The organism is Photorhabdus africana, from assembly GCF_035181445.1.
GTDB lineage: Bacteria > Pseudomonadota > Gammaproteobacteria > Enterobacterales > Enterobacteriaceae > Photorhabdus > Photorhabdus laumondii.
In genome coordinates, this window is sequence record NZ_JAXBVE010000023.1 from 51427 (window position 1) to 78041 (window position 26615).

24 protein-coding genes and 1 rRNA gene are annotated in these 26615 nt (G+C 41.4%); 21 read left to right on the forward strand and 4 right to left on the reverse strand.

Going from position 1 to position 26615, the window contains the following annotated elements:
* Positions 1-12 precede the first annotated feature (12 nt).
* From rlpA to crcB, 6 genes are all read left to right on the forward strand, one after another.
* Positions 13-1011, forward strand: a complete 999-nt coding sequence (gene rlpA, locus SLS51_RS14055) for an endolytic peptidoglycan transglycosylase RlpA (protein WP_323839360.1) — start codon at positions 13-15, stop codon at positions 1009-1011.
* Between the two features lie 162 nt (positions 1012-1173).
* On the forward strand, positions 1174-2385 hold the full coding sequence (dacA, locus tag SLS51_RS14060) for a D-alanyl-D-alanine carboxypeptidase DacA (RefSeq protein WP_323839361.1): 1212 nt from the start codon (positions 1174-1176) through the stop codon (positions 2383-2385).
* 157 nt (positions 2386-2542) lie between these two features.
* Complete coding sequence (gene ybeD, locus SLS51_RS14065) at positions 2543-2806, forward strand: DUF493 family protein YbeD (RefSeq protein ID WP_323839362.1); 264 nt, start codon at positions 2543-2545, stop codon at positions 2804-2806.
* Between the two features lie 131 nt (positions 2807-2937).
* On the forward strand, positions 2938-3579 hold the full coding sequence (gene lipB, locus SLS51_RS14070) for a lipoyl(octanoyl) transferase LipB (RefSeq protein ID WP_323839363.1): 642 nt from the start codon (positions 2938-2940) through the stop codon (positions 3577-3579).
* 110 nt (positions 3580-3689) lie between these two features.
* The gene (lipA, locus tag SLS51_RS14075) at positions 3690-4655 is read left to right on the forward strand and encodes a lipoyl synthase (RefSeq protein WP_011145615.1); all 966 of its coding nucleotides are present in this window, start codon (positions 3690-3692) and stop codon (positions 4653-4655) included.
* 139 nt (positions 4656-4794) lie between these two features.
* Positions 4795-5169 carry a fluoride efflux transporter CrcB gene (crcB, locus tag SLS51_RS14080; protein ID WP_323839381.1) on the forward strand — a complete coding sequence of 125 codons (375 nt, stop codon included), beginning with the start codon at positions 4795-4797 and terminating at the stop codon, positions 5167-5169.
* Positions 5170-5245: 76 nt separating this feature from the next.
* Here the strand turns inward: crcB and cspE are convergent, their stop codons facing one another.
* Together cspE and SLS51_RS14090 are read right to left on the reverse strand one after the other, a co-directional pair.
* Positions 5246-5455: a transcription antiterminator/RNA stability regulator CspE gene (cspE, locus tag SLS51_RS14085; RefSeq protein WP_041379980.1), complete on the reverse strand. Its 210-nt coding sequence runs from the start codon at positions 5453-5455 to the stop codon at positions 5246-5248.
* A 218-nt stretch (positions 5456-5673) separates the two neighbouring features.
* On the reverse strand, positions 5674-6135 hold the full coding sequence (locus SLS51_RS14090) for a methylated-DNA--[protein]-cysteine S-methyltransferase (RefSeq protein WP_011145612.1): 462 nt from the start codon (positions 6133-6135) through the stop codon (positions 5674-5676).
* Between the two features lie 331 nt (positions 6136-6466).
* Between SLS51_RS14090 and nrdH the strand changes: the two genes are divergently transcribed.
* The 13 genes from nrdH to emrB all read left to right on the forward strand — a co-directional run bounded on the left by nrdH (position 6467) and on the right by emrB (position 20597).
* Positions 6467-6697, forward strand: coding sequence for a glutaredoxin-like protein NrdH (gene nrdH / locus SLS51_RS14095; RefSeq protein ID WP_323839364.1), 231 nt, complete (start codon positions 6467-6469; stop codon positions 6695-6697).
* 13 nt (positions 6698-6710) lie between these two features.
* Positions 6711-7127, forward strand: a complete 417-nt coding sequence (gene nrdI, locus SLS51_RS14100; protein WP_323839382.1) for a class Ib ribonucleoside-diphosphate reductase assembly flavoprotein NrdI — start codon at positions 6711-6713, stop codon at positions 7125-7127.
* A 2-nt stretch (positions 7128-7129) separates the two neighbouring features.
* Complete coding sequence (gene nrdE / locus SLS51_RS14105; protein ID WP_323839365.1) at positions 7130-9259, forward strand: class 1b ribonucleoside-diphosphate reductase subunit alpha; 2130 nt, start codon at positions 7130-7132, stop codon at positions 9257-9259.
* A 21-nt stretch (positions 9260-9280) separates the two neighbouring features.
* On the forward strand, positions 9281-10240 hold the full coding sequence (gene nrdF, locus SLS51_RS14110) for a class 1b ribonucleoside-diphosphate reductase subunit beta (RefSeq protein ID WP_323839366.1): 960 nt from the start codon (positions 9281-9283) through the stop codon (positions 10238-10240).
* Positions 10241-10834: 594 nt separating this feature from the next.
* The gene (proV, locus tag SLS51_RS14115; RefSeq protein WP_323839367.1) at positions 10835-12034 is read left to right on the forward strand and encodes a glycine betaine/L-proline ABC transporter ATP-binding protein ProV; all 1200 of its coding nucleotides are present in this window, start codon (positions 10835-10837) and stop codon (positions 12032-12034) included.
* Positions 12027-13112, forward strand: a complete 1086-nt coding sequence (gene proW, locus SLS51_RS14120; RefSeq protein WP_323839368.1) for a glycine betaine/L-proline ABC transporter permease ProW — start codon at positions 12027-12029, stop codon at positions 13110-13112. The genes proV and proW overlap by 8 nt, the downstream gene beginning before the upstream one ends.
* A gap of 69 nt (positions 13113-13181) precedes the next feature.
* Positions 13182-14180 (forward strand): glycine betaine/L-proline ABC transporter substrate-binding protein ProX, encoded by a 999-nt coding sequence (proX, locus tag SLS51_RS14125; protein ID WP_323839369.1) that lies wholly within the window; start codon positions 13182-13184, stop codon positions 14178-14180.
* Between the two features lie 375 nt (positions 14181-14555).
* Positions 14556-15746 carry an MFS transporter gene (locus SLS51_RS14130; protein ID WP_323839370.1) on the forward strand — a complete coding sequence of 397 codons (1191 nt, stop codon included), beginning with the start codon at positions 14556-14558 and terminating at the stop codon, positions 15744-15746.
* Between the two features lie 125 nt (positions 15747-15871).
* Positions 15872-16630: an AzlC family ABC transporter permease gene (locus SLS51_RS14135; RefSeq protein ID WP_323839371.1), complete on the forward strand. Its 759-nt coding sequence runs from the start codon at positions 15872-15874 to the stop codon at positions 16628-16630.
* A complete protein-coding gene (gene ygaH / locus SLS51_RS14140; RefSeq protein ID WP_439126885.1) occupies positions 16627-16965 on the forward strand; it encodes an L-valine transporter subunit YgaH in 339 nt (112 codons plus the stop codon). The genes SLS51_RS14135 and ygaH overlap by 4 nt, the downstream gene beginning before the upstream one ends.
* 129 nt (positions 16966-17094) lie before the next feature.
* Positions 17095-17622 (forward strand): transcriptional repressor MprA, encoded by a 528-nt coding sequence (gene mprA, locus SLS51_RS14145; protein ID WP_323839372.1) that lies wholly within the window; start codon positions 17095-17097, stop codon positions 17620-17622.
* A 232-nt stretch (positions 17623-17854) separates the two neighbouring features.
* Positions 17855-19039, forward strand: a complete 1185-nt coding sequence (gene emrA / locus SLS51_RS14150; RefSeq protein ID WP_323839373.1) for a multidrug efflux MFS transporter periplasmic adaptor subunit EmrA — start codon at positions 17855-17857, stop codon at positions 19037-19039.
* A gap of 19 nt (positions 19040-19058) precedes the next feature.
* Entirely contained in the window at positions 19059-20597 is a 1539-nt protein-coding gene (gene emrB, locus SLS51_RS14155) for a multidrug efflux MFS transporter permease subunit EmrB (RefSeq protein WP_439126887.1), read from the forward strand.
* Positions 20598-20644: 47 nt separating this feature from the next.
* Here the strand turns inward: emrB and SLS51_RS14160 are convergent, their stop codons facing one another.
* On the reverse strand, positions 20645-21667 hold the full coding sequence (locus SLS51_RS14160) for a tRNA/rRNA methyltransferase (RefSeq protein WP_323839375.1): 1023 nt from the start codon (positions 21665-21667) through the stop codon (positions 20645-20647).
* 319 nt (positions 21668-21986) lie between these two features.
* Between SLS51_RS14160 and SLS51_RS14165 the strand changes: the two genes are divergently transcribed.
* Together SLS51_RS14165 and pssA are read left to right on the forward strand one after the other, a co-directional pair.
* Positions 21987-24629 carry a bifunctional acetate--CoA ligase family protein/GNAT family N-acetyltransferase gene (locus SLS51_RS14165; protein WP_323839376.1) on the forward strand — a complete coding sequence of 881 codons (2643 nt, stop codon included), beginning with the start codon at positions 21987-21989 and terminating at the stop codon, positions 24627-24629.
* Between the two features lie 163 nt (positions 24630-24792).
* Positions 24793-26148, forward strand: coding sequence for a CDP-diacylglycerol--serine O-phosphatidyltransferase (gene pssA, locus SLS51_RS14170; RefSeq protein WP_323839377.1), 1356 nt, complete (start codon positions 24793-24795; stop codon positions 26146-26148).
* 382 nt (positions 26149-26530) lie between these two features.
* Here the strand turns inward: pssA and rrf are convergent.
* Positions 26531-26615 (reverse strand): 5S ribosomal RNA (rrf, locus tag SLS51_RS24685); the annotation flags it as partial.

The following is a 26615-nucleotide window of genomic DNA, read 5'->3' on the forward strand; positions in this document are numbered from 1 at the left end:
GAAGAGGTTTCAATGCGTCAACACTGGCTTATACTCGGCATGATTGCAGCCCTGCTATCTGGCTGTACTACTCCTGACAAACAAAAACCTACCCCGTTACCCGCGGTACCAACGCAGGATGTTCTGGGTGCAGAACCTCGTTATGAACCTTATCATCCTAGCGCCAATGATGATTATCAGATGAACGGACATACTTATCACATTGTGCAAGCCCCCTCTCAGTTTAGTGAGACAGGTTATGCTAGTTGGTACGGTGAAGAATCTAGCGGCAAAATGACCGCAATTGGTGAACGTTTTAATCCCTATGCGCTGACAGCCGCCCATCCTACCCTGCCAATTCCAAGTTATGTCCGTGTGACTAACTTAAGCAATGGCCGCATGATGATTGTTAGAGTCAATGACCGTGGTCCTTATACACCAGGGCGAATTATCGATCTATCGAGGGCTTCCGCTGAACGGTTAAACCTGACTCAAAGTACCAAAGTTAAGGTTGATTTTATTGAGGTTGCCCAAGACGGTTCTGTATCCGGTCCCGGTACCATTGGCAGCCAGATAGTTAAACAGAGTTATGCTCTACCGGGTAGACCAACGCTGACAGCCAATCCATTAGGAACACCAACAATGGAGAATATCCCTGATCAGACTAACAGCCAGCCCTTAACAAATCAGCCGATGAAACTGACGATACAACCGGAAGCGACTGAACAACTCCCCGCAATGAAGCTGCAACCACCGAAGCCTGTTACAAACAGTACTCCAATAGTCACAACGCCAACAGCCGCCTCAGCAAATGGTTTTATGGTTCAGGTTGGTGCTGTTAGCAGTGAGCAACGAGCAAAAGAGTGGCAACAAACACTGGCGCAACGCTTTAATGTTCAAGGACGCGTAACTCAATATAGTAACGTTTATCGTGTACAGTTAGGGCCATTCAACAATCGCCAGCAAGCTGCCGATTTGCAACAAAAACTGGCTGACCAGATACAGCAATCTTCTTTTATCGTCAGTCCCTAATCGTTCTCTTACTGATATCTCACTTTGATTCAGATATCAGTAAGAGGAGTAAAAAAAATGTAAACCTGAGTCTTGTCAAAATTTGGCAATGTCACTATTTTTTTCATTTGCTATGATGTGGCTCGATATCAACCTTTTCTCACGGATGTTGTCAAACTAACCATGAAATATACAACCACTTCTCGTTTTATAAAAAGCGCCACCTTGGGTATTGCGCTGGCAATAAGTGCTTCTGCCTTTGCCAATGGGAATGATGTCAACCTGAAAACGATGATCCCAGGTGTGCCTCAGATTGATGCGGAAGCTTATATCCTCATCGACTATAACTCAGGCAAAGTGCTGGCTGAGATGAATGCAGATGCACGCCGTGATCCTGCCAGTCTGACAAAAATGATGACCAGCTATGTTATTGGTCAAGCAATCAAATCAGGCAAAATCCACCCAAATGATATGGTCACTGTTGGCACTGACGCATGGGCAACCGGTAATCCGGTATTTAAAGGCTCTTCCCTGATGTTCCTCAAGCCAGGCGATCAGGTCTCGGTTTCTATGTTATCCCGCGGTATAAACTTGCAATCCGGTAACGATGCTTGTGTTGCAATGGCAGATTATGTTGCCGGTAGCCAAGAGTCTTTCGTTAATTTAATGAATGGTTATGTGAAATCGCTTGGATTGAAGAATACGAATTTCAAAACCGCTCATGGCCTGGATGCAGAAGGCCAATACAGCTCTGCCCGTGACATGGCATTGATTGGTCAAGCGCTGATCCGTGATGTCCCTGAAGAGTACACCATCTATAAAGAGAAAGAGTTTACCTACAACAATATCCGCCAGACAAACCGTAATGGCTTATTGTGGGATAAGAGCCTGAATGTCGATGGTATTAAAACCGGTCACACTAGCGCAGCGGGCTATAACCTAGTCGCTTCTGCAACGGAAGGCGATATGCGCCTGATTTCTGCGGTATTAGGCGGCCACACTTATAAAGGCCGTGAAACAGAAAGTAAGAAACTGCTGACCTGGGGTTTCCGTTTCTTTGAAACTGTTGCTCCTCTGAAAGCAAGCAAAGAATTCGCTTCTGAACCAGTCTGGTTTGGAGATAACGATAGGGTTCAGTTAGGTGTTGATAAAGATGTTTATCTGACTATTCCCCGTGGTCGTCTGAAAGATCTGAAAGCCAGCTATGTCATGAATAATAGTGAATTACATGCACCACTGGCGAAAAATCAAATCGTAGGTACTATCAACTTTCAACTTGATGGCAAGACTATTGAACAGCAGCCTTTAGTCGTGATGAATGAAGTAAAAGAAGGCAGCATCTTCGGCCGCTTTATCGATTACATCAAGCTACTATTTCATCATTGGTTTGGCTAATTCTTGAGATAATTAAGCGATAAACAGAGCCCATCAAAGCGAATCGGGCTACCGCCCGATCGCAATAAGCATCTCCGCGTTTTAAAGCGGAGGAAAGTATCAAATTTTACAGAAGAAACTGACCGTACGTATCACGGAAAGCAAAACAGGAGCGCCCATGAAAACGAAATTAAATGAACTGCTTGAGTTCCCTTGTTCATTCACTTACAAAGTGATGGGCTTGGCGGAACCAGGGCTAGTCAATCAGGTCGTTGAAGTGGTTCAACGTCATGCGCCGGGCGATTACTCTCCACAAGTGAAGCCAAGCAGCAAAGGTAACTACCACTCAGTATCCATTACTATCAATGCGACTCATATTGAACAAGTAGAAACGCTGTATGAAGAGTTAGGTAACCTTGAATTGGTACGAGTAGTATTGTAATACACACTAGAGAAATCCCCTACAATTTCAAAGGGGATTCTTTATCTATCAGGAATACTACAGTTTCAGGTGCACTAAACTGGTGAGAACCTCTTCTGAGGGTTATACTGACCAAATCTTATAGCTATCAAATGAAGTTTCAATTGCAACATAAAACGATTTTCTTACGTCAATTAGGAATACAACCCTACGAGCCGATTTCTGATGCAATGCACTTGTTTACTGAGCAGCGAGATACTAATACACCTGATGAAATCTGGCTGGTACAGCATCCAAAAGTCTTTACTCAAGGACAAGCAGGTAAAGCTGAGCATTTGCTGTCCCTCGGTGATATTCCGGTTATTCAATCTGATCGTGGTGGACAAGTCACCTATCATGGCCCTGGTCAGCAGGTTATGTATGTCATGATTGACATTAAACGCGCCAAAATTGGTGTACGGCAACTGGTTACGGCGATAGAGGATACTGTCATTAAAACCCTTTCTCACTTTGGTGTGAAAGCCTATGCCCGCCCGGATGCCCCTGGTGTCTACGTCAATGAAGCAAAAATTTGCTCTCTTGGATTACGGATACGTAAAGGTTGTTCTTTCCACGGGTTAGCTCTCAATATCGCAATGGATTTAGAACCCTTCCTGCGTATTAACCCTTGTGGCTATGCCGGCATGAAAATGATTCAACTCAGTGAGTTAGTTCCTGGAATTACTGTTGGACAAGTACAACCTGTTTTGGTAGAGAAATTTTGCCAGCAGTTAGGATTTAAACTGAACAGTTAAAGATGCTATAATTTTTTAACATTTTTCAAAAATTTTTTAATTGTTTATCATACAGTAGACTGAATGATAAATTTCAACCTGATGAATTTAACACTGGAACCAGCACGATTATGAGTAAACCAATTCAGATGGAACGCGGAGTTAAGTACCGCGACGCAGACAAAATGGCGCTGATCCCTGTCAAAACAGTGATGACCGAACGTACAGAAATCTTGCGTAAACCTGAGTGGATGAAAATCAAACTTCCTGCGGATTCCAGCCGCATTCAGGGCATCAAATCTGCCATGCGCAAAAATGGTTTGCATTCCGTTTGTGAAGAAGCGTCTTGCCCTAACCTGGCAGAATGCTTCAATCACGGTACAGCAACCTTTATGATCCTTGGCGCAATTTGCACCCGCCGTTGCCCTTTCTGTGATGTTGCGCACGGCCGCCCAATGGCACCTGACACCAACGAACCGGTAAAACTGGCACAAACCATTAAAGATATGGCGCTGCGCTACGTTGTCATCACCTCCGTTGACCGTGATGATCTGCGTGACGGTGGTGCTCAACACTTTGCTGACTGCATCTCTGCTATTCGTGAAAAAAATCCATCCATTAAGATTGAAACCTTAGTTCCTGACTTCCGTGGACGTATGGATCGCGCACTTGAAATATTGACAGCGACACCGCCCGATGTCTTTAACCATAACCTGGAAAACGTACCCCGGGTTTACCGTCAGGTGCGCCCTGGTGCAAACTATGAGTGGTCACTAAAATTACTTGAAAAGTTTAAAGAAGCCCATCCTGATATTCCAACCAAATCGGGTCTGATGGTCGGTCTTGGTGAAACCAACGAAGAAATTCTTGATGTTATGCGTGATCTGCGCCGCCACGGTGTGACTATGCTGACTCTGGGACAATATCTACAACCTAGTCGTCATCATTTACCGGTACAGCGCTACGTCAGCCCACAGGAATTTGATGAAATGAAAGAAGAAGCATTAGCTATGGGGTTCACCCATGCCGCCTGTGGTCCATTTGTCCGTTCTTCTTATCATGCTGACTTGCAAGCCAAAGGTGAAGAGGTCAAATAACCCAGTATCTTACACCCTATAGATTTCAAGATGCATCGCGACGGCAAGGGAGCGAATCCCCGGGAGCATAGAGAACTATGTGACTGGGGTGAGTGAGTGCGGCCAACAAAGAGGCAGCTTGAAAGATGACGGGTATATTATGATTAATATTATTCTGGCTATATTTATCGGAGGTGGCTTAGGCAGCGTATTACGCTGGTTTATCAGCCTCCGTCTTAATAATATTTCTTCTAATATCGCAATTGGCACCCTTACCGTTAACTGTATTGGCGCATTAATTATCGGGCTAGGGTTAGCCTATTTTAATAAATCTACACATCTTGATCCGGCTTGGAAATTGATGTTGACCACCGGTTTTTGCGGAGGTTTAACAACCTTTTCCACATTCTCTGTTGAAGTTGTTTATTTGTTACTGGACGGGAAACTAGGATGGGCACTGGGAACAGTTTTGCTTAATCTTTCTGGATCATTACTGATGACCATGTTAGCTTTCGTATTGATGCATGAACTTTAAATTAAAATTACTTACATATCATACAAGCCAAAAAAAACCCGTTGAAATAACGGGTTTTCGAAATACGGAGTTAAAATCAGATAGCGACAACGTTTACAGCAGATGGACCTTTAGCGCCGTCAGTGATTTCAAACTCTACTTTTTGACCTTCTGCCAAAGTTTTAAATCCGGTAATCTGAATAGCAGAGAAATGCACGAATACGTCTTTGCTACCATCTTCTGGAGTGATAAACCCGAATCCTTTAGATTCATTAAACCACTTAACGTTACCTTTAATTTTTGACATCAAACTTACCTTTAACGTGAAAATTAAGACACAAAATCTGCGTCGCATACAGTACAACAAATAAGTTGGCTCACTGTCTACAACCAAGATCACGAAAAGCATAATAAAATACGATAGACGTTATCTTTATTTAGTTTTACTACTAAATAATACACATATATAAATATCTATAACCTTCCTTGGTCTTTTATCACACAAGTTACCTAACAAACAAATGACTAGGTTTTTTCATGTTCTAATAGCCAACTTTTAATATTCAGGCCACCGGTATATCCCACCAATTTACCATCATGTCCAATAACACGATGACAAGGCACAATTAATGAGATCGGATTACGAGAATTAGCCATTCCTACCGCACGACAATAATTAACTGAACCTAATGCTAATGAAAGTTGCTTATAACTCCACACTTCTCCAAACGGGATCTTACATAACTGTAACCATACACGCTGCTGGAATTCAGTTCCTGCCGGGTTGAGTGGAACAGAAAACTCAGTACGCTTACCCGCAAAATATCCCCGTAACTCTTTCACGCACTGCTTAGTAATATCATTTTTCACTTCAGGCGCTGTTTTTTCATCAACAAAATATAAACTGGTCACTCCCTTATCATCCGCAGTGATATGAATATACGGTTTAGGAAATCCTTTGGGTGTATCAAAATAGTGATGATACATAACCACCTCCATTGAAAAAAATATCAATCATTATAGGGATTAGAGTAAATCGTCTTTTCGACAAATTGCAATGATGAATTCAGTTGCTCCCTTACCACCGACTAGAAAACTTAAACTTGTCTGAAGGCGAAAAGCCTGCCAACAAACAGGGAATAACCCACATTGTAATTTTAATGATAGTCACTCGATGTAAAATTAACACCATATATAGTGTGGTTGAAATAAAATTTCACTATATATAGTATGATTCAAGTTATGGCCTTTAGGTAAATTATTACTCATGAACCAAATTTTGCCATTACATGCCCACAAACTGACAAAGGAGTCGTTAATGAGCATTACCATTTATAGCAAACCGGACTGCGTACAATGCAGCGCAACCTATCAGGCGCTAAGCCGAAGAAATATTCCTTATCAGATTATCGATTTAACCGAAAACTCGCAGGCTTTAGCGACTATCCGTGCTATGGGCTATCAACAAGTTCCTGTGGTTGTTGCGGATACACAGCATTGGTCAGGATTTCGTCCAGATAAAATCAACGCATTAACCGAGAATTTATAGGTTTATTATGAACATAAATCCGCTGATCTATTTCTCCAGTTCATCCAGTAATAGCCATAGATTTGTTCAGAAACTGGAGATACCAGCCTTTCGTATCCCAATAAATCAATCAGACAGCCCATTAAACGTAGCTTCTCCTTACATTTTACTGACCCCCAGTTACGGTGGCAGCAGTATTAAAGGCGCTGTTCCACCACAAGTGATCCGATTTCTCAATATCGCCGAAAACCGGGCATTCATTCGAGGAGTCATCGCGGCCGGGAATACCAACTTTGGCGAAGCTTACGGCATCGCTGGGCGGATAATTGCAGAGAAATGCCGGATACCCCTCCTATACCGTTTTGAACTGTTGGGTACTGAAGAAGATGTACAACGGGTACGCCAAGGTATTCAAAGATTCTGGCAACATGATTCATTAGAGAATATGTAATTATGACTTTTCAAATTAATGCACCACAGGATTATCATGCTTTAAATGCCTTGCTCAATCTGTACGACAGTGAAGAAAAGATTCAATTTGACAAAGACAAACTGGCTATTCATTATTATTTTCGCCAGCGTGTAAATCCAAACACACTCTTTTTCCATAGCCTAAAAGAGAAACTGGATTTCCTCCAACAAGAGGGATATTACGAAACAAACGTGCTGGAGCAATACGATTTTACTTTTATTAAAAAGCTCTTTCAGCAAGCCTATAGCAAAAAGTTCCGCTTTCAAACCTTTCTGGGCGCATTCAAATATTACACCAGTTATACTCTGAAAACCTTCGATAATAAACGTTATCTAGAACGCTATGAAGATCGGGTATGCATGGTAGCACTGGCCCTGGCCCAAGGCGATCAGATGCTGGCTTGTCGTCTTGTGGATGAGATGATCAGTGGCCGTTTTCAACCAGCAACGCCAACTTTTCTTAACTGCGGTAAGAAACAGCGCGGAGAATTAGTTTCCTGTTTCCTGCTACGCATTGAAGATAATATGGAATCCATCGGACGTTCAGTTAATTCAGCCTTACAGCTTTCAAAACGTGGTGGTGGGGTCGCATTCTTACTCAGTAATCTACGGGAAACGGGTGCACCGATAAAAATGATTCAAAATCAATCATCAGGTGTTATCCCAGTGATGAAAATGCTGGAAGATGCGTTTTCATACGCCAATCAACTCGGTGCACGCCAAGGTGCAGGAGCCGTTTATCTCCAGGCTCATCACCCCGACATTCTTCGTTTTCTGGATACAAAACGGGAAAATGCCGACGAAAAAATCCGTATAAAAACACTCTCTATTGGCGTTGTTATTCCTGATATCACTTTTAAGCTGGCTAAACATAATGAAGATATGTATCTATTCTCCCCTTATGATATTCAGCGGATTTATGGTGTGCCAATGTCTGAAATTAGCATGACAGAAAAATATGCTGAAATGGTAAATAACCAACAAATTCGGAAATCAAAAATCAATGCTCGTGAATTTTTCATGACGTTAGCTGAGATCCAATTCGAATCTGGTTATCCCTATATTATGTATGAAGACACGGTGAATGATGCTAATCCGATTAAAGGTCGGATTAATATGAGTAATTTATGTTCCGAAATTTTACAGGTTAACAGTGCCAGCGAATATGAAGAGGATTTAAGTTACCACCATATTGGGAAAGATATTAGTTGTAATCTGGGATCAATGAATATTGCTCATACAATGGATTCACCTGATTTTACCCTCTCTATTGAAACGGCTGTCCGCGCTTTAACCGCGGTATCAGATATGAGCCATATCCGTTCAGTTCCTTCTATCGAAAAAGGAAATCAGGATTCTCATGCCATTGGTTTGGGGCAAATGAATCTTCATGGCTATCTGGCAAGGGAAAAAATTCATTATGGTTCTGAAGAAGGAATAGATTTCACTAATATCTATTTCTATATCGTCACTTATCACGCTCTACGTACTTCCAATCAGATCGCCATTGAACGCAATAGCTATTTTAAAGGCTTTAAAGATTCTCGTTATGCCAGTGGTGAATTTTTCAATAAATATACAGAAAGAGCATGGCTACCTCAGACAAAAAAAGTCTCTCAATTGTTTGAACAAGCAGAAATAATCATTCCTAATCAACAAGACTGGCTTGAATTAAAAGCCTCAATTATGACTCATGGTATTTACAATCAAAATCTCCAAGCTATTGCTCCCACAGGTTCTATTTCATATATCAATAATTCAACCTCAAGCATTCACCCGATTGTATCCCGTATTGAGATCCGTAAAGATGGTAAAACAGGACGGGTATATTATCCAGCGCCATTTATGACGAATAATAATCTTGAATATTACCAAGATGCTTACGAAATAGGACCGGAAAAGATTATTGATACTTATGCTACAGCCACTCAACACGTCGACCAAGGATTATCCCTGACACTTTTCTTCAAAAACGGTACCACTACCCGTGATATTAACAAAGCCCAAATTTATGCCTGGCGTAAAAGAATTAAAACACTTTATTACATTCGTCTGAAACAAACTGATCTGGAAGGCACGGAAGTACAAGGCTGTGTTTCATGCTCACTGTGAAATGAATTCTGGAAATTTATTATGATTAGTAATCCTATACGCGCAATTAACTGGAACCGAATTGAAGATGACAAAGATCTAGAAGTTTGGAACCGACTGACAACTAATTTTTGGTTACCGGAAAAAATTCCATTATCCAATGATATTACTTCATGGAATACACTGACGACAGAAGAAAAAAAGCTGACTATCCGGGTATTCACTGGGCTGACACTACTGGACACAATTCAGAACACTGTTGGTGCTCCAGCGTTAATGGAAGATGCCCTAACACCTCACGAAGAAGCAATTATGTCCAACATTAGTTTCATGGAGGCTGTTCATGCACGTTCTTATAGTTCCATTTTTTCAACATTATGCCTAACAACTGATGTGGATGACGCCTATCGCTGGAGTGAAAAGAGTTTTTCATTACAGAATAAAGCCAAAATTATACTAAATTATTATAGTTATCATCATCCATTAAAGAAAAAAGTCGCCAGTGTTTTTCTAGAATCATTTTTATTCTATTCAGGTTTCTATTTACCTATGTATTGGTCAAGTCGAGGAATATTAACAAATACAGCCGATTTAATCCGACTTATTATCCGAGATGAAGCCATTCACGGTTATTATATTGGATATAAATTCCAACAATCATTAAATAAATATTCAAAATTAGAGCAAAAAGAAATTAAAGAATTCACTTTTTCATTATTATTAGAATTATACGAAAATGAAATTAAATATACAGAAGAGCTTTATGATATTGTTGGCTGGAGTGAAGATGTTAAAAAATTCTTGCATTATAATGCCAATAAAGCATTAATGAATCTTGGCTATGAAACCTTATTTCCTCCAGAAATGACAAATGTCAGTCCTGCAATCCTCTCTGCATTATCACCGAATGCCAATGAAAACCATGATTTCTTTTCTGGTTCAGGTTCATCATATGTTATTGGTAAAGCAGTGAATACTGAGGATGAGGATTGGAATTTCTAAAGAGAATGATTTTATTTTACATAGAATACTTCAAAATAACCATAATACCCTAATATTTTAAAAACCAATATTATTGTTCCTGTTTCTTAAACGATAAAACGCCATAAAATCCTTATATTTTATGGCGTTTTTTCATGATTATTGCCATTTCTATGGATATTTTTTGCCATCCCCACCTCCTATTATCATCCGAAACAACAAAAAACATTAATATATCTAATTAATTTTAAATTAAATTTCATTCCAATTAGATATAATCAACACTATAAACTAATAATCGATTCCATTTACAACATAGCGAATAATTCATTTAGCAATTAAATGTAAAAATATATTAATAACAGCAACATAGAGTAAAATCATCCTTTCAATAACCACATTAATTTATATGAAATAAATTGCCAATAACAATGAAATGACTACAAATATATCTAATTTAAGTCATTCAATATCACTAATTTTTACATTAATTATCATTAATATAGGGTTGTCAGGCTCTCTCAGTATGTTAGGGTATATATATTCAAAGAATCATGCAGAGATGAATAATGCATAACACCATTACATAACCATTGAAAGGAAAATAACTATTTCATGGCAATTAAACTTGAAGTTAAAAACCTCTATAAGATATTTGGCGACCATTCAGAATATGCTTTCAAATTACTGAATTCGGGTTTGAGCAAAGATCAGATATTTGAAAAGACAGGTATGGCTGTTGGTATACAAAATGCCAATCTGACTATTGAAGAAGGCGAAATATTTGTCATCATGGGATTATCTGGCTCCGGCAAATCCACAATGGTACGCCTTCTCAATCGCCTGATAAAACCGACTCGCGGCCAAGTATTAATTGATGGTGAAGATATTTCTGAGATTTCAGCAGCAGCGTTAAGAGAAGTTCGCCGTAACAAAATCAGTATGGTTTTCCAATCATTTGCACTGATGCCGCATTTAAACGTACTGGAAAACAGCGCCTTTGGTATGGAACTTGCCGGAATCACCAAACAAGAACGCAGTAAAAAAGCGTTGGATGCACTGAAACAGGTAAACCTGGAAAATTATGCACAATCTTATCCAGATGAGCTCTCAGGCGGGATGCGCCAGCGTGTAGGGCTTGCCAGAGCATTAGCTAATAACCCAGATATTTTGCTAATGGACGAAGCATTTTCTGCTCTTGACCCATTAATTCGTACAGAAATGCAAGATGAACTGTTAAGCCTGCAAGGCAATCAGCCACGGACTATCGTCTTTATCTCTCATGATTTGGATGAGGCAATGCGTATCGGAGACCGGATTGCCATTATGCAAGACGGTGTTGTTGTGCAGGTCGGGACACCTGATGAAATCTTGAATAATCCAGCGAATGACTATGTGAAAACTTTCTTTCGTGGCGTAGATATCAGCCATGTATTTAGTGCTAAAGACATTGCCCGTCGCCGTCCTGACTCTCTGCTTCATATTGCCCCCGGTTTTGGTCCTCTTTCTGCATTGAAAGTCCTCGATGACGAAAACAGAAACTATGGTTACCTGATCGAACGTGGGCAAAAATTCGCCGGTATCGTTTCGGTAAATTCATTGGAAAAAGCATTACGGGAAAAAAAACCTATCGAACACGCCATATTGGCGGAACCGACTGCAGTTGCCGCAGATATGCCCCTCAATGAGCTGATTGCTGTTGTAGCACAATCACCTTGTGCAGTTCCGGTTGTTGGAAATAATGACAAATATATCGGCGTTATTTCAAAAGGGATGCTATTACAGGCATTAGATAAGGAGACACCAAATGAGTAATCAAAACGAACATCAAACTCAGCCTGTACAGAATTCGGAGGATACCCCTTCCACGGCTGCCGATAATACAGACCCCTGGAGCAATGAAACCAGTACTGACAATTCAACGGGTTCTGACTGGCTGGATGCCCCCGCAACTACGGTACAGCCTGAACATTTTAATATCATGGACCCATTCCAGCACCCACTTATCCCTTTAGACTCATGGGTAACCCATGCTATTGATTGGATTGTGCTAAATTTTCGTCCTGCATTTCAGGGAATACGCGTCCCCATTGATTTTGTTCTCAGTGGCTTTGAACAATGTCTAACTTCAATACCTGCTCCCATTGCCATCCTATTTTTTGCCCTGATTGCCTGGCAGTTATCAGGCATTGGTATGGGTATTACTGCTCTGATTTCTCTGGTCATTATTGGTGCAATTGGTGCATGGTCTGAAGCTATGGTCACGCTATCACTGGCTCTGACATCGCTATTGTTCTGCATTATTGTTGGTTTACCACTCGGTATATGGCTGGCACACAGCAAAAGAGTCGCGAAAATTATCCAACCTCTGCTTGATGCTATGCAAACCACGCCGGCATTCGTCTATCTGGTTCCGATTGTCATGCTGTTTGGCATCGGTAACGTGCCTGGCGTTATCGTCACCATTATCTTTGCTCTACCCCCAATTGTCCGTCTGACAATTTTAGGCATCAAACAGGTTCCAGCAGATCTGATAGAAGCAGCCGAATCTTTCGGCGCCAGCCCTCGTCAGATGCTGTTCAAAGTTCAATTACCACTGGCTATGCCAACCATTATGGCCGGTGTCAACCAAACCCTGATGCTGGCCCTATCAATGGTCGTTATTGCATCAATGATTGCCGTTGGTGGTTTAGGTCAAATGGTTTTGCGAGGTATTGGTCGTCTCGATATGGGGCTTGCTACAGTAGGTGGCGTCGGGATTGTTATTCTTGCGATTCTCCTTGACCGCCTAACACAGTCTCTTGGCTGCGGCAACCGGGCTAAAGGCGTAAATCGCTGGTATACCACTGGCCCAATTGGATTAATTACCCGTTTATTCAACAAGAAAGTATAACCTTCAATATCACCTATCAAACCACAATTGTTTGATAAACACATGATGACCACAACAGGAGGAAAAACCATGCGCAAACTAGTTATCTGGGCGATATCCCTGTCATCACTGATAAGTTCGCAATTATTCGCTGTCGAATTACCGGGTAAAGGTATCAGTGTACAACCGGTACAAAGCACCCTTAGTGAAGAAACATTCCAAACGCTGATCGTCAGTAAGGCATTGGAAAAACTGGGTTATGATATCAAACCCATCAAAGAAGTGGACTACAACGTCGCCTATTCCTCTATTGCTTCCGGTGACGCAACCTTTATGGCCGTAAGTTGGGAACCACTGCACAACACCCAATATCAGGCAGCAGGTGGTAATGCCAAATTTTACCGTGTTGGTAACTACGTAGAAAATGCCGCACAAGGCTACTTGATCGATAAAAAAACAGCGGGAAAATACAACATTACTAATATTGCTCAATTAAAAGATCCGAAAATAGCCAAATTATTTGATACCAACGGTAACGGCAAAGCTGATTTAACTGGCTGTAATCCCGGTTGGGGCTGTGAAATCGCCATTAACCATCATCTTAAAGCTTATGGTTTAAACAATAGCGTTGAACACAATCAAGGTAACTATGCCGCCATGATGGCAGATACTATTACCCGCTATAAAGAAGGCAAACCCATCTTATATTACACATGGACACCTTATTGGGTTAGTGACGTGCTGAAACCAGGTAAGGATGTTGTCTGGCTGCAAGTTCCTTTCTCCGCTATGCCTAATGATGAGAAAATAGAGACGACATTACCAAATGGCGCTAATTATGGTTTTCCACCAAGTATTATGCATATTGCCGCCAATAAAAAATGGGCAGAAGATAACCCAGCCGCCGCTAAGTTATTTTCTATCATGAAAATGCCCCTTGCGGATATCAATGCCCAAAACTTGCGGATGCATAATGGTGAAGCATCACAAGCGGATATTGAACGTCACGCCAACGGTTGGATTAAGGCTCATCAGAAATTATTTGATAGTTGGGTTAAAACTGCCGTTGAAGCCGCCGGAAAAAATTAATATTTAACGCATTACAGTGAATTGGTATAAAACAATTCACTGTTTTTTACTGTTATTTTTTCTGACTCAAAATTCTTATTAAAATTTATATTTCAACAATTTTATAGTCATTATCGCTGTATTATAGAGAAATAATAAGAATTAATATCGTTTTCACATTTCATTCTCAGTTCAATTTGGTAGTTAAATCACAAGGTTAAACTACCTAAGACAATGAATACTCATGGAGTTTCTTTAACAACCATTCTCTCGGCTTTACCATTGAACCTGAATAAAAATTCATTACAATGCAAAAAGTTTAGCTCGTGACTACAGACCTTTAACGAGCTGTCCACTCACCCTAACCTACCGTTTAAATATAAGAAAATACATTATATGGAAGAAAATATTTCCCGTACGCCATTAAGCCCAGCGTTGATTGCACTGATCGCCATTGCCACAGGTCTGGTTGTCGCCAGCAACTATTATGCACAGCCGCTACTCGATACTATTGCGTTACAATTTAATCTGACCGTCAACGAAGCCGGGTTTATTGTAACCACAGCTCAATTGAGCTACGCCGTTGGCCTAACATTCCTTGTGCCATTAGGTGATATGTTCGAACGACGCAGTTTAATCGTCTCAATGACAATATTAGCCACTATTGGATTACTGATTACCGCCACGTCACAGAACATCTGGCAAATGTTACTGGGAACGGCAATGACGGGCTTATTTTCGGTGGTCGCTCAAATACTGGTCCCGCTGGCCGCAACACTTGCTCTTCCCCATCAACGAGGAAAAGCTGTCGGTACGATTATGAGCGGTTTACTGCTTGGAATATTACTAGCAAGAACTATCTCAGGAACAATGGCAGCTCTTGGTGGCTGGCGAACTGTTTTTTGGGTTGCCAGTGTCTTATTGGTGATTCTTTCTCTGACGCTGTGGCGCTATCTGCCCCGTTATAAACAAGTAACCAATCTCAATTATTTCCAATTACTTGGCTCTATTGTAAACCTTATCACTACAAGCCCGCTTCTAAGAGTACGCGCCATATTGGGTGCACTGACATTTGCCAACTTCAGCCTGCTATGGACATCAATGGCATTCCTGCTTTCAGCACCTCCTTTCAACTATTCTGAAGGAGTCATCGGCTTATTTGGATTAGTCGGTGCTGCCGGAGCATTGATGGCAACCCAAACCGGGCAACTCGTTGATAAAGGAAAAGGTCCTCTGACCACCAGCATTTCTCTGGTGCTATTACTTCTTTCATGGATACCGATCGGCTTAGTCAAAGAATCACTAATTGGCTTTATAATTGGTATTTTTCTCCTTGATATTGCGATTCAAGGTGTTCATGTTACAAATCAAAGCACGATATACCGCATCATGCCAGAAGCCAGAAATCGACTCACCGCCGCTTACATGACTAGCTATTTTATCGGTGGAGCCCTTGGCTCTCTGGTTTCAGGCTATGCTTACAAACACTCAGGTTGGTATGGCGTTGCCGCCGCTGGCATGGCTATCTGTATAATAAGCCTAATCGTGTGGTTTTTAGGCAAAAAGTACGAACCAAAGACGTTGTAAGAAACAGGCCATAGTAAAAGAATGCTTAAATAAAAACATTTATGAAACATTTGTTAAGGATGATATTCTCTATTTGGTTTCATTTTGTTAATGTTACATAACATTCATATAACCAGATAGATTTTATGCCTATTTCTGATACATCATCCCCCTTAACTCGTAAAAGATCTTCTTTTACTGAAGGAATAATAGACAGTTTACCCATTGTTATCGGTTATATTCCCGTCGCCTTTGCTTTTGGTCTCAATGCCGTCAAACTTGGCTTCAACCCAATAGAAGCCATTTTCTTTTCATGCATCATCTACGCCGGTGCAAGCCAGTTCGTCATCACAGCGTTACTGAGTGCGGGTACCTCATTATGGATTTCTGCCCTAACAATCATGGCAATGGATGTCCGCCATATTCTTTATGGTCCATCTTTAAGGCACCGTATCAAAGATAAGTTAACGGAGAAAAAAACCGTTATCTGGGCCTTCGGCCTGACCGATGAGGTTTTTGCCGCCGCGACTGCAAAACTCATTAAGAACCACCGGAGCTGGAGTGAAAACTGGATGGTTGCTATTGCAATCTGTTCCTGGCTGGCCTGGGTCGCAGGTACCACAGCCGGCGCATTCCTTGGTAACGGTTATTTGGAATCCTATCCTGCTGTAGAAGCTGCCATGATTTTCATGTTACCAGCACTGTTTCTCAGTTTTCTTCTTGCTTCTTGTAGAAAGCAAAATAGTTATTGTGTTGCAACCGCACTAACCGGAGCACTTTTAGGGATTACATTTTTCTCAATTCCAGTTGCTATTCTGGCAGGTATTGTCGGTGGTTGTATCGCGGCACTGTTACAACCACAAAACAATTGCAATGACGCTTCTGAACAAAAGGAAATACCATGATTGATAGCAAGATTTTGCTCATTGGACTATTTGTTGGGTTAGCTAACTTTTCATTTCGCTATCTGCCGCTACGATTTGGGAAAGCACGCCAATCTGCCGGCAGGAAAGGTGGAAAAACAAGCATTATTCTTGACAGTATTGGTATTGCATCCATTTGTTCTTTACTCATCGTATCAGGTGTACCTGATGTGATGAGAGAGAGTCAAAAACTACTCCCTACCCTCGTAGGTTGTCTGACCATCTGTTTAGTCTTTTACAAAACAAAGCAAATTATACTCGCAACACTATTTGGCGCACTGCTTTTTGGACTAACATTCAAAATATTTATGAATTAGGTATCAATATCAAAAGAAATATGATGATAACAAATAACTACAATTGCTAAATTTATCTTTTAATATACCATTTGGATGTTTGATAACAAAAGTTATCTTACCAGTTGAAACTAATAAGGTATCTAAATAATGGAAAGTTCGTTTACGCCTACCGAAGAATTACTGAATATTCGTGCAGCACAGCAAGCCAAATTAAATAAAGATATCCCTTATCAAGAGATTCTGTTGACTAGGTTATCAATGCACGTCCAAAGTAAATTGCTTGAAAACCGTAACAATATGCTGAAAGCTCAAGGTATTAATGAAACTTTATTCATGGCCCTGATGATCCTTGATACTAAGGAAAGCCACAGCATTCAGCCATCAGAATTAAGTGCCGCGTTGGGTTCTTCCCGTACTAACGCCACGCGTATTGCTGATGAATTAGAAAAGCAGGAGTGGATTGAAAGAAAGGAAAGTCATAACGATCGCCGTTGCCTTCATCTTCATCTGACAGAACAAGGTACAAAATTTTTAAATAGTTTACTTCCACCTCAACATGAATGCCTGAGAAGACTTTGGTCATGTCTTGACCAAGAGGAGCAAAAACAGTTAGAAAATTTAATGAGAAAATTACTGGTCAGACTTGATACAATGGGCGATTGTATCAAAAAATAGCTTGTTGTTTAATCGATCAATTTTTACCCAAACAATACTTTCTTGGTTAAATTGTTCGAAAAAATTTGCCTGTTAGCCAAGATGATATTTTCTGCAAAAAGCTAACTATTATTCTTCGATAACATTGGATCCTGTGTCTTTCACCTTTCCAGTAGTGATGATGTACCACTACTGGAAAGTGATCTAAAAAATAATATTACTAGAAGATAAACAACAAGCATGGGGATTTACTATGAGCGCAAATGAGGCAATAGAAGTACAAACGGCACAAGATCCAACCAGTAGCAAAAAAAGGCAACGCAGTCGTGCCTTAGTGTTACTAACCCTTATCTTTACCCTGCTCGGTGTTGCCTACTTTTTCTATTGGTTTCTCATTTTACGCCACCATCAAGAAACAGATAACGCCTATGTTACAGGCAATCAAGTTCAAATCATGTCACAAGTTGCTGGCAGCGTAATTACAGTTAACTTTGATAATACTGACTTTGTGAAAAGCGGTAATATATTGGTACAACTCGATCCCCGTGATGCAGAATTAGCATTAGAAAAAGCAAAAACAACATTGGCCAACAGCGTCCGCCAGACTCATCAACAGATAGTTAACAGCAAACAATATCAGGCTAACATCACACTACGCAGATCCGAATTAACTAAAGTTCAAAATGATCTTAGCCGTCGTGAAATACTTAGCGCTCAAAAAGTCATTGGTAAAGAAGAGTTACAACATGCACAGGAAGCTGTCGCCAGTGCCCGAGCTGCTCTAGATATTGCTATTGAACAATACAACGCAAATCAAGCAATTGTCCTGGATACACCGCTAGAGAAGCAACCTGCCATTGAACAAGCTGCAACGGAAGTTCGTAATGCTTGGCTGGCGTTACAACGCACGAAAATAGTCAGCCCAATCGATGGTTATGTCTCACGCCGTAGTGTACAAGTTGGTGCACAAATCAATAAAAATACTCCACTGATGGCGATAGTTTCGGCAAATGATCTGTGGATCGAAGCTAACTTCAAGGAGACACAAATTTCTGGTATGCGTATTGGTCAACCGGTGGAAATCACCAGCGATTTCTATGGTGGAAGCAAAGTATTTAGCGGCAAAATCACTGGCCTTGATATGGGTACCGGCAGCGCCTTCTCTTTATTACCCGCTCAGAACGCCAGTGGTAATTGGATTAAGGTTGTACAACGTTTACCCGTCCGCATTGAGCTTAATCCTGGGCAACTAGAAAAACACCCATTACGCATCGGCCTCTCGACTAAAGTCAGAGTAGATACTACGAGTCCTGATGGACCCGTTCTGTCTGATAGAACACGCACTAAATCAGCTTATCACACCACTGCTCTGACAATAGATATGTCTCCTGCCAATAAAATAGTTAACGACATTACTAATAGTAATGCTGGAAAATAATACCGGAGGCCCCAAGGTGATGAGACAGCCGCTTACAGGTGCCAAACTTGCATGGATGACCATTGCATTATCCTTAGCAACGTTCATGCAAGTGTTAGATTCTACCATTGCTAACGTAGCGATACCCACGATTTCAGGTAACTTAGGATCATCAAATTCTCAAGGGATCTGGGTAATTACCTCTTTCGGGGTTGCCAATGCGATTTCTATCCCGATTACCGGATGGCTGGCAAAACGCATCGGCGAAGTTAAGTTATTCATCTGGTCAACTGCTCTATTTTCCATAGCTTCTTGGTTATGCGGTATTTCCAACAGCCTTGGTATGCTAATCTTCTTCCGGGTTATTCAAGGATTAGTTGCTGGTCCTCTTATTCCCCTTTCACAAAGTCTACTCCTGAACAATTATCCACCAGCCAAAGGAAATATGGCGCTGGCATTATGGTCAATCACGATTATCATCGCGCCAATTTTCGGCCCTATTCTGGGTGGCTACATCAGTGATAACTACCATTGGGGATGGATTTTCTTTATCAACGTTCCTGTCGGTATAGCGATTATTCTGATTACTATGCAAACGCTGAAAGGACGCGAAACCCAAACAGAGATCAAGCCTATCGACACAATAGGACTCATGTTGTTAGTGGTCGGCGTTGGTTGTTTACAAATTATGCTAGATCAGGGGAAAGAACTGGACTGGTTTAATTCTACAGAAATTATCGTTTTGACCGTTATCGCAATCATCTCATTAGCATTTCTAGTGGTATGGGAACTGACCGATAATAACCCGATTATTGACCTGTCACTGTTTAAAGAGCGCAATTTTACCATTGGTTGCTTCTGTTTGAGCTTAGCTTATATGCTCTATTTCGGCACAATTGTGTTATTACCTCAGTTATTACAGGAAGTGTTCGGTTATACAGCAACCTGGTCAGGTCTTGCATCAGCACCGGTAGGATTGTTGCCACTAATAATTTCTCCACTGATTGGTAAATTCGGCAATAAAGCAGACATGCGCTACATAGTGACATTCAGTTTTGTTGTTTATGCCATCTGTTATTACTGGCGTGCATATACATTCGAACCAGGCATGGATTTTGCCGCAGTCGCATGGCCTCAGTTTATCCAGGGGTTTGCTATTGCCTGTTTCTTTATGCCACTCACAACGATTACCCTTTCCGGCTTGCCAGCAGAGCGGGTAGCATCTGCATCCAGTTTATCGAATTTTATTCGAACACTGGCGGGTTCAATAGGAACATCACTAACGACAACCATGTGGACCCAACGCGAATCAATGCATCATTCCCATTTTACTGAACATATCAATCCTTATAGTCCCGATACTCAACAGATCTATCAACAATTATCGGAATTAGGCATGAATAGCCAGCAAATTTCTGCTTATCTAGCAAAAGAAATTACCCATCAAGGACTTATAATCTCAGCGAATGAAATTTTTTGGCTTTCAGCCGGAGTATTCCTGATTTTGATTATGCTCGTCTGGCTAGCCAGACCGCCATTTACCCAAGGAAGTAAAGAAGGCATGAGCGGAACCCACTAAATCTTAAATGGCAAAACCGGGAGCACTCCAGCTCCCGATTTTCCTAATCAAGCTTTATTCTGTCGCCACCATTCAGCTAGCATAATGCCAGTTGCAACAGAAACGTTCAGGCTTTCAACCAACCCCGTACCACCGACGAACAAACTCATATCACCATGTTTCCAAGCACTGTCACTCAAACCATCACGTTCTTGACCAAGTACCAGAACCATTTTTTCCGGTAATTTAGCTTTAGCTAAATCGGTACTACCTTTATGGCTGGATGTCGTTACAATGGTGTAACCTGCTTTACGAAAGTCATTCAGTGTAGTGATCAAGCTATCAGCATCAATACCTTTAATATGCTCAGCACCACCTTCTGCTGTACGGATAGCCGCACCCGACTCCAGCAAAGCCACATCCTGCAAAATCACCCCTTGCACACCGAAATGCGCACAACTTCGCATAATTCCGCCAAGGTTATGAGGATTACCCACATCTTCAAGAGCCAAAACACAATCTTTTACTGGAGCATCTTTCAAGTAGGTCTCTGCATCCAAACCGTTGCGTTTCTTAATCAGAAAACAAACACCACCATGATGTTCAGTACCTGACACTTTTGTCAGTTCAGCCTCATCCACAACATGATAGGCTTTACGGTTAGCAGCCATCCATTTTAGCGCATTGCGGAAACGTGGTGTCACTGACTCAACGAACCATGCACGAACTATCGCTTCAGAACGGTTTTTAAACATCGCCTGACAAGCATTTTCGCCATAAATCCGAGTTTCTTCCATTCGCTGACGACGGAGCTGTTCAGGATCAATCTGGCTTTTCCCACTGATACCCTCATGCACTGACGTTAAAGAATCAGAATCACTCTCAGGGCGTGACACTGTTTTCCAAGGCGATCTTTCACGCTCATTAGCACGCGGAGAACGGGATGTTCGCTCATTGTCTCGACGACGCTGACCTTGATCGCGTCCCTTGCCAGATAGACGTTTGTTATTATTGCGGCTGTCATTATCGCCCTCACTGCGGACATACATCACTTTGACTTTGCCATTTTTACCACTGTATGAATCGTTCATTCGTTTCTCCAACTGCTTTATGGCGCGAAGATTACCTGATGTGCGCATCTTAAGCTACCTCTGACAACTATAATCCATTAAAATGCGCCCTTAATTTTCCTGCTTTCGGCGAGACATGCCGTACTTGCTATGGAGGGCACAGTCAGGCTACCTGTTAACAAACCCCCACCGAAGATATTCAAGCTACAGCTTGCTACTATTTTGCAACAAACTGGCAATTTAATTGCTTCTCAACAACTGCATCCGATAGCGTAAATCACAGCAACAATTTGCAAAATCCGCTACAGTTATCGACTAACCACAAATAAGGAGCCTCCTGATGAGCCAGCGCGGACTTGAAGCTTTATTACGCCCTAAATCCATTGCTGTAATTGGTGCCTCAGAAAAACCAGAACGAGCGGGTTCAGTTATGATGCGTAACTTGCTTGCAGGAGGCTTTGCCGGACCAATACTACCGATTACACCCAATAGCCGTTCTATTCAAGGGGTTTTAGCTTACCCTTCAATAGATAAATTACCGATTACACCAGATTTGGCTGTTATTTGTACTCATCACCGCCGTAATTTGCAATGTTTAGAACAACTGGGGCAGTTGGGTTGCAAAACGGTGATTATCCTTTCTTCACCAACGTCCCAATTCGCTGAACTAAAGCAGTACTGCCAGCGCTATAGTATCCGACTACTTGGGCCAAACAGTTTAGGCGTATTAGCCCCTTGGCAAGGGCTGAATGCCAGCTTTTCTCCGGTTCCAATACTCAAAGGGAAATTAGCCTTTATTTCTCAATCGGCGGCAGTCTCAAATACGATTCTTGATTGGGCAAAACACCGGGAAGTCGGGTTTTCCTACTTTATAGCGTTAGGTGACAGTGTAGATATCGATATTGATCATCTGCTTGATTTTCTGGCTCGTGACAGTAAAACCAGCGCTATCCTGCTCTATTTAGAGCATATTCATGATGCCCGTCGCTTTCTTTCAGCATCGAGAAGTGCTTCCCGCAATAAACCTATTTTGGTGGTTAAAAGCGGCCGTACTAAACGGGCACAGAAATTACTTGGTGAACAACAAAATCTGGATGCGGCTTATGATGCAGCAATTCAGCGAGCAGGGTTATTACGCGTGCAAGATACACATGAAATGTTTTCTGCTGTAGAAACGTTAAGCCATATGTCACCTTTACGGGGAGAACGGCTATTTGTCGTCAGCAATGGTGCTGCTCCAGCCGCAATGGCGCTGGATGCATTATTCCGCCGTAACGGTAAGCTCGCAATATTAGGTGAAGAGACAGCGAAGGCATTAGAAACACAACTACCAGAAACTATCTCCCTACATAACCCGCTAGATTTAAAAGATGACTCCACGGTGGAACGTTATATCGCTGCGTTAAAACCGTTACTAGATAGCCACGACCATGATGCTCTGTTACTTATTCACTCTCCTAGCGCAATTGCTCCCGGTATTCAAACCGCAACCAAAGTCATTGAAACAATCCGTAAACACCCTCGGGGAAAATGGCTAACTATCTTTACCAATTGGTGCGGTGAATACTCCTCACAAGAAGCCCGCCGTCTGTTCAGTGAAGCAGGTATTCCAACTTATCGCACCCCTGAAGGCGCGATTACTGCTTTCATGCACATGGTTGAATATCGCCGCAATCAGAAACAATTAACAGAAACCCCCGCACTACCCGCAAACATCACAGCTAACACAACACGTGCCCATCAGTGCATACAACAGGCTCTGGAACAGGGAAATTCTCGTCTGGATACTCATGAAGTTCAACCTATTCTGGAAGCTTATGGTCTCAATACACTGCCAACATGGATTGCTCATAACAGTGATGAAGCAGTCAATATTGCCCAACAGATCGGTTATCCTGTTGCGTTGAAATTACGCTCACCAGATATCCCACATAAATCAGAAGTTCAGGGAGTTATGCTCTATTTGCGAAATGCAAATGAGGTCAAGGCTTCTGCTCAAGCGATTATCGAACGTGTCAATCAGAATTTCCCACACGCAAGAATTCAAGGATTGTTAGTTCAAAGCATGGCAAACCGCGCTGGTGCACAAGAGCTACGAATTGCCGTCGAACAAGATGAAGTATTTGGCCCACTGATTATGTTAGGTGAAGGCGGTATTGAATGGTCACAGGAAACACAAGCAGCCGTTGCGCTGCCACCTCTTAATATGGCGTTAGCGCGATATCTGGTTATTCAGGCAATTAAAAGTAGAAAAATTAAACTTAGGGGAGCTCCTCAATCATTAGACGTACTAGCACTCAGCCGACTGTTAGTTCAGGTATCTAATCTGTTACTTGATTGCCCGCAAATTGTACGACTAGATATTCATCCATTACTGGCTTCTGGCGATGAATTCACATTATTGGATGTTTCAATGGAATTATCTTCGATAGACGGTGATCCACGAACTAGATTAGCTATCCGTCCATATCCAAGCGAACTAGAAGAAACGATAAAACTCAGAGGGGATGCAGAATGCCTGCTACGTCCGATTCTGCCAGAAGATGAACCATTGCTGAAAGATTTTATCGGCCAAGTTACGAAAGAAGATCTCTATTACCGCTACTTTAGTGAAATCAGCGAATTCACACACGATGATCTGGCCAATATGACTCAGATTGATTACGACCGTGAAATGGCATTTGTTGCCGTACGACATCCTAAAACTACCCCAGAAATTATCGGGGTTACTCGTGCCATAGCTGACCCTGATAATGTCGAAGCAGAATTCGCTGTGCTAGTGCGTTCTGACTTAAAAGGGATCACCCTTGGATATCAACTTATGATAAAACTGATTAACTATACACGAGAACATGGCATAAGCCGCCTCAACGCCATCACCATGCCAGAAAACCGTACTATGATAAAACTGGCTAAAAAACTGGGATTTACCATAGATGTTCAATTTGAGGATAGCATTGTAAACTTATCCCTTGAACTCTAAATCAACTACGTGATGAACCGCACAGACTTGAATCATTAGGCATTAGAGCGTTAAATCATGCTCACAATTAGTCAAACTAATGGTATTATCGCCAGATCATTTGATTCATTGTTTTACATAGTAGTCTTTTAGCCATCCAACATAAGAGAAAAAGCGCACTGTGATGTTGTCTAAATTCAAACAAGCTAAACATCAACAACACCTTGCACAACTGCCTAAGCTACCTCAGTCAGTTGCTGATGTTAAAACACTTTATCAACCTGAAGTGTTCCGCAGCACCCTGCTGGAAAAAATTGCTAACGCTGAAAAACATATTTATATCATCTCCCTCTATCTGGAAAATGATGACGCAGGGAAAGATATCCTTCATGCACTTTATACAGCTAAACAACAACGCCCAGACTTGGACATTAAAGTGCTCGTTGACTGGCATCGAGCACAACGTGGACGAATTGGCGCTGCTGCAATGGTAACGAATGCCGATTGGTATTGTTCTATGGCAGAAGCTTATCCTGATGTGAAAATTCCAGTACTAGGTGTGCCTGTAAATACCCGCGAAGCACTGGGTGTTTTACATTTAAAAGGTTTTATCTTTGACGATACTGTGGTTTATAGCGGAGCAAGCATTAATGATGTTTATCTCCACCAACATGATAAATATCGTTATGATCGCTACCACTTGCTTCACAATGCAAAACTTGCAGAAGCAATGAAACACTTTGTTGATAATTACATTATCGCTACAGGAGCCGTACAGAAACTGGATTGTAAAAACCGTCCTCGTATTCCTGAAATTAAAAATTTTATCCGTCAATTACGTTTTTCTCTGCGGCACACTACCTATAAAATAAATAATCAGGCAACGAATGACGAACTATCTGTCACTCCACTTGCTGGTCTGGGAAAGAAAAATCTACTAAATAAAACCATTAGTCATCTGATCGCCAGCACAGAACAAAAGCTGATTATTTGCACTCCGTATTTTAATCTTCCAGCCATCATTGTCCGACGGATTGTTCATCTACTTCGTAAAGGTAAACATGTAGAAATTATTGTTGGCGATAAAACTGCCAACGATTTTTATATTCCACCGGAAGAACCATTTAAAATTATCGGTGCATTACCCTATTTATATGAAATTAATCTGCGCCGTTTCATCAGTAGACTACAGCGTTACGTTGACAATAATCAACTGACTATCCGGTTATGGAAAGATGGTGATAATAGCTACCACCTAAAAGGTGTGTGGGTGGACAATCAATGGCAATTGATTACAGGAAATAATCTTAATCCTCGTGCCTGGGGACTGGATTTAGAAAATGCCATTCTTATCCACGATCCTCATAAAGAAATGCAGGAGCAAAGTACAAAAGAACTGCACTGTATCCGTACTTATACTACGGTTGTCAGTGATTATCAGGAATTGGACAGCATCCAGCTTTACCCAGTCAAAGTACGTAAACTTATCCGCCGCTTACGCCGTATCCGGGTAGACAAACTGATTAGTCGTATTCTGTAATTGAATCGATAAAGCGAATTATCTTTTCTAAATCAAATCTCCTGATATTGAATAATTTCGGGAGATTTTTACCATCGAACTTTAACTTGATAAATCTCAACTTCGTTTAAATAATAGTAATATTCAAAAGTACGTAAATCTAAATTTAGAGATTAAAAAAATATAAAAAAACAATTCTGTTAACACTCTATTTTCAACAAAAAATTAATCGAATTACAATCTTCAAATGTTCTATTTTAAAATATTATTTCTCTGCTCGGAATATCTTATTAATCATATACCGATTTAAAGTTGCCTCTTTATTGGCTGCACTCACAAAATGATACAGACCCTGATATGCAAAAACCCCCAGCTTGCGCTGAGGGTTTCTACTGTATTTAAAGCCTGGCAGTGTCCTACTCTCGCATGGGGAGACCCCACACTACCATCGGCGCTACGGCGTTTCACTGCTGAGTTCGGCATGGGGT